General features: G+C 47.2%; 5 protein-coding genes and 2 pseudogenes. All 7 read right to left on the reverse strand.

Annotated features, from left to right (window positions below; all coding sequences use genetic code 11):
* Positions 1–94: 94 nt before the first annotated feature.
* Positions 95–1,075 (reverse strand): annotated as a pseudogene (locus FYJ45_RS28715) (type IV secretory system conjugative DNA transfer family protein); the annotation flags it as partial.
* Positions 1,075–1,557, reverse strand: a complete 483-nt coding sequence (locus FYJ45_RS28720) for a PcfB family protein (protein WP_002304320.1) — start codon at positions 1,555–1,557, stop codon at positions 1,075–1,077. The gene FYJ45_RS28720 and the pseudogene FYJ45_RS28715, both read right to left, overlap by 1 nt.
* 36 nt (positions 1,558–1,593) lie before the next feature.
* Entirely contained in the window at positions 1,594–1,905 is a 312-nt protein-coding gene (locus FYJ45_RS28725) for a DUF5720 family protein (protein WP_002304317.1), read from the reverse strand.
* 10 nt (positions 1,906–1,915) lie between these two features.
* Positions 1,916–2,557 carry a DUF3846 domain-containing protein gene (locus tag FYJ45_RS28730; protein WP_002588969.1) on the reverse strand — a complete coding sequence of 214 codons (642 nt, stop codon included), beginning with the start codon at positions 2,555–2,557 and terminating at the stop codon, positions 1,916–1,918.
* A gap of 54 nt (positions 2,558–2,611) precedes the next feature.
* Positions 2,612–3,139 carry a hypothetical protein gene (locus FYJ45_RS28735; protein WP_002304315.1) on the reverse strand — a complete coding sequence of 176 codons (528 nt, stop codon included), beginning with the start codon at positions 3,137–3,139 and terminating at the stop codon, positions 2,612–2,614.
* An 8-nt stretch (positions 3,140–3,147) separates the two neighbouring features.
* A complete protein-coding gene (locus tag FYJ45_RS28740) occupies positions 3,148–4,074 on the reverse strand; it encodes a ParB/RepB/Spo0J family partition protein (RefSeq protein WP_002304314.1) in 927 nt (308 codons plus the stop codon).
* Positions 4,031–4,810, reverse strand: a pseudogene (locus tag FYJ45_RS28745) (ParA family protein); the annotation flags it as partial. The pseudogene FYJ45_RS28745 and the gene FYJ45_RS28740, both read right to left, overlap by 44 nt.
* Positions 4,811–4,958: the final 148 nt, after the last annotated feature.

Consider the following 4,958-nt stretch of genomic DNA (forward strand, 5'->3'; position numbering starts at 1 on the left):
CGTAAAGAACAGTAATTTTCTCGTTTCTTCTCATTGCTTGCGCTCCTTTCTACGACTTTAGGTTATGTGTTCTAAGAGACTTCCCAACCACTTGATTAAGAAGTCTTTTAGAGCATACAACACCGGCAGCCAGCTTGTATTTTTTATACTGACGGACTGCAAAGTGATTCGGCTTTTTCTTTTCCAGGGCTTCAAACATCAGATCCACCGGGTTCTGGAACTCCTCATCATCTTCCCGCACCTCCATTGCGTTCAGGAACTCAATCAGGGTGGAGAAATTCTGTTCCTCAACCGGAGCTTCATAGTGGATATATCCGATCAAGGCACAGTAGAGCAGCGTTTCCGCCTTCGTCCAGAACTCATCACCGGCTTTTCCATCACCCTTTGTGTTGGCAATCAGCGTTGTCACCAGTTTCAGAATGTCTTTTTCTGAATGGATATAGGCAAATGGGTTATAGTGCATCGACTTCTGAAAGTTGATGGTGTTGAAAATCTTGATGGTGTAGCCATGCTTCAAAAGGGCGTTGCCGCACTCAATCACGATGCTGCCTTTCGGGTCAGTGACCACATAGGAACTGTGCATCTGGAGAAGGTTTGGCTTCAACCAAAAGCGAGTTTTACCGGAACCCGAACCGCCGATAATCAGAACATTCTTATTTCGGGCATTGGCAGGATTCTTCGGGCGATTGCTCATCATCAGCCGCTCCGTTTTCGTCAGGATCACATTGTCCTCGAACTTTGGTGCAATAAACGGCTCAATATCTTTTGCCGTTCCCCAACGAGCAGAACCGTACTCAACATTGTGTCGGTACTTCTTTGCGTTTTTGCCTTTTAGATAGACAGCCAGCCGAAGTCCTGCGCCGCAGAGAATACCAATCAGCAAATCCAACGGGTGAAAGCTGGGAAACGGATTGTTCAGGGCTATCGGAAGGGCATGAAAAAAGCTGAGGATTTTCGCAGATGAATCTGCCCCCTCAGCCAATCTCCATGCTTCTCCTAAATTCGTAGCGAACAACCCTACCAGAAAATACGGTAAATTCAGAATCAGGAGCTTTTTCATTTTTCTCTTATCCATCACAGATCACGCTCCTGTTTCTTCTCTCGAACCTTCTTCGGAATCGCTGCGACAATTTCCTTGAACTTCTTCAGCTGCGCCAGAACGCTCGGCTTTTCATTCTTGGTTAATGCCCTTGCCTGATGTTCCTTGCAGATTGCATCCAAAGCATCTGCATCTTTAGAACGGACAAAAACAAGAAACCGGGGAGGATCAACGGACTTATCTTTTCTTACGGCAAAGTCCACGCCATACTTCTTGGCGAGCTTTTCAAAATCACGGATACTCTCTTTGTCGATCTCAACATTCGTAGCACCCTGATTCTGTCCCAAAAGCTGTTTCACGGATTGCTTTCCATGAACGGCAGGGTCTCGTGCCTTTTTCATCTTCACTTTTTCCCGGTGCTGCAAATACTTGCGGATACCGGCAATGATAGTGCGCCCCGTCAGCTTGGTTGTGCTGATCGCCAGGTTTACTGTTCTGTTTTCAACTTCTTCCTGCATGATTCATCACCTCCTGCAAGCAGTAGAGTGAACAGATTATCGTGCCATATCTCTGTGGTCGTAATACAGATTGCCCTTGGCAACTGCGGCATGGCTGATAATCTTGATATTGCCAGCTTTCTGGTTATCCAGAGCCTTCTGATAACCCACATCGCTCAAATACAGGCGATTTCTTTCGCCTTTCCAACCGACAGGCGATTCATCGGTCAGCACATCGAAAATAATCATGTGCTTGGTGGCGTCATCAAATCGTGCCAAGTCCATATAGGTATGTCCCTGGTACTCCTTGGCACCATCCTGAATCCGCTTTCGCTCCATCAGCTCTCCAATCGTCGAATTTCTTTGCATAAGAACCTCCTTACAGAACATCTCGGTCAGGGTTACTTTTGTGGGGAACCGAATCAGCTTTGACAGGTGCATCTTCTTTCTTCACCATGTCATCCGGCAGGGGAAGCGCCATAATGCTGCGCCCCATGCGTACAAAAGTCTCAGGCTGATGAAAGTGTTCCTCAAACTGCTTCATCAGTTCCGGGGACAGAGAACAAAAATCATCCTCGCCCAATCCCACAACCAGAAAATCACCGGCGATAATGTCATAAATATCGCCGTCATCATCACGCAGCGCACGGTTCAGTTCTTTGCCTACGAGTTTACCTTCGTCGTGCATCACCAGTGCAACCGGCTCATTGAACGGATAAGTTGCCTCAATATCGCCACCTACGGCTTTCTGCAAATCCTCCAGCTCACAGCCGATCTGCACAGCCTGCGGATACATGAACGGCTTTACCAGCAACACATTCATGGTATCTGCCTGTTCTTTCTGAACCTCCCGTTCCTCGGTCGTGCCGAACGCAACACCGGTAAAGTTTTCGGAGTCCAGAATGTACTCCGAATTGTAATAAGCGGCTCTAACCTGTTCCTCTGCCGCATCGTGAGATTCTGCTTGCACCGTAACCGTTTTCTCCAAGGTTTCGGTGATCTTCACATCGTATTCTTTCAAGTTTCGATACCTCCGTTTCTTTGGAAATAAGAAAAGCGACCATCCATGAACCTGTTACAGTTCATAAATAGTCGCATCCACATCGGCTAAAAGCTCGAACAAGCAAATATCGTCCAGTTCGCAAATCAGGGAACCCATGTCGAAGAAAATATCGTCCTCGCATTCCACCGTAGTAACCACGCTGCGGTGTTCGTTAAGACAAATGGCTTCTTCCTTGTCCATCGTGATCGTAGACATACAGGACACCACATAGAATGTCATATCTTCTGCTAACCACAGCTCCTTGCTCTGAATCGTGCGAACTTTTTCATCGCCGCTCATATCTTCTACATAGGACAGAAGCCGCACGGCTCTGCTGTTCAGAAGTACCTTTCCCTGATAGTCGATACCCTCACCAGCAGAGGACAATACTCGATACTCGCTAATCATCTCGGCATTTTTCTGAAACGACTTTGCCAGAAGCGCAGGAGAAATATCATCGAACTCCTCACTGTAGTTTACGAGCATATCTACCATATAATCAGGATCGCAAAGGTCGTAGAGTTCTTCCAAAGCGCCCTGAATGTTTTTGGGTGTAAACATTTTTTACCTTACCTTTCCATTGATTTTTCTCTTTTTTTCTGCCATTGCTCCAAAAGCTGAATGATTTTATCCTCCATCTGCTTGTTGGTATAGGACTTCGGGAAGTATTTTCGCAACGAATCCGTTTTGAAGGTTACTCTGTCCAGCTCTCCCTTCTTGATTTCATTCATAATCTCGCACATCGCATCCAGCGTACACTCGCCCTCCTGTGCGAGCTTTTTAATTCGCTGTGCTTGCGAAAGGGAAGGAGCTGCTTGAGCATAATCCATTGCAGAAAGAAAATCCTTCTGTTCTTCACTTGCCAGATAGGAAAGCTCCACCGCAGGATTGAATTTGATCTGACCCGTATCTACCATATCCAGCAGTTCCGGAATCAGTTCGGTCAGACGGATATAACGGTGTACCTGATTTCTGCTTTCTCCTGCCTCCTGACCGACTATATCCATTGCCTGCAACTTCATCCCAACTTGGGATGAAGTTAAATCGGTGCGTTGACCTTGATGTTTAATCGCATCCAGCTTCATCTTATAAGCAAATGCTCTTTCACTCGGCAGGATACTCTCCCTCTGCAAATTCGCATCAACCATCAAAATAATGGCTGCATCATCGTCCAGGTCACGAACAATCGCAGGCATGGTTTCCTTACCCGCAAGCTCCGATGCCCGGTGCCGCCTGTGACCAGAAACGATTTCATAACCACCGTCGGGGTCAGGACGGACAATCGCAGGAGTGAGAACTCCGAAATCTCGGACGCTCTCTGCCGTTTTCATCATTTCTTCATCATCAACCACACGGAAGGGGTGTCCCTCAAAGGGGTGTAGCTCAGAAAGCGGAATTTCCTGCACACGCTCCTGCTGGGCTTCAGCTCTGGATTGATCGGTGGAGAAAATATCATCGTACCCCTTCAAGCTGATGTTTGCGCCTTTTTTCTGCATTGTTTAACACCTCCTTCGTCAGAATTTTATAGGCTTCGGCAACTTTGCCTTTGGGATCATGCTTGAAGATACTGGTTCCCTCTGCGCTGATTTCCTCTGCACGGACAGAGCGGGGAATGTCGGTCTTGTAAACCTTCAGCTTTCCGCCGTAGCTCTCCCGAATCAGATTGCTGATGTCTTTGGAGTAGTTGGTGCGGCTGTCCACCATCGTCAGAAGAATCCCTTCAATCCTCAGTTTCGGGTTGATTTGCCTCTTGACCTTGTTGATGGTTCCAAGCAGCTGTTCCAGACCCTTTGCAGGAAGGTATGCTGCCTGAACCGGTATCAGCACATTGTCGGCAGCTGCCAACGCATTGACGGTCAGCATACCCAAAGACGGCATACAGTCAAGAAGAATGTAATCATAATTCTGTTTGACTGTATCCAGGTATTGCCGGAGAATGGTTTCCCGGCTCATGGCATTGACCAGTGCTACCTCCATACCTGAGAGTTCGATGTTGGACGGCACCAAATCAACGCCCTCCGGATGATGAAGAATCCCTTCATCGGGAGTAATAGGGTTTTCCATCATAATCTTTCCCATCAGATCGGAAAGTGTCGGAGACAGATCATCCGGGCAGGGATTGCCCAAACTGACCGTCAGGGAAGCCTGGGGATCGGTGTCTACCAGAAGCACCTTTTTTCCTTCAAGAGCCAAGCCAACGCCCAGATTCTCGGTGGTGGTGGTCTTTCCTACGTTATGCGAAGCTTCGCATAACGTGGCTTATGAAAAGCTACACATTATGCAAAGTAGGCGATAGAAAACCTTATAAATAAAGGATTCTTTGGTTGATTTACTTTTCATAATCCATCACGATTTAAGTGTATTTTTATCAAAGCACTTA

It is taken from the genome of Eisenbergiella porci, assembly GCF_009696275.1.
Taxonomy (GTDB): Bacteria; Bacillota; Clostridia; order Lachnospirales; family Lachnospiraceae; genus Eisenbergiella; species Eisenbergiella porci.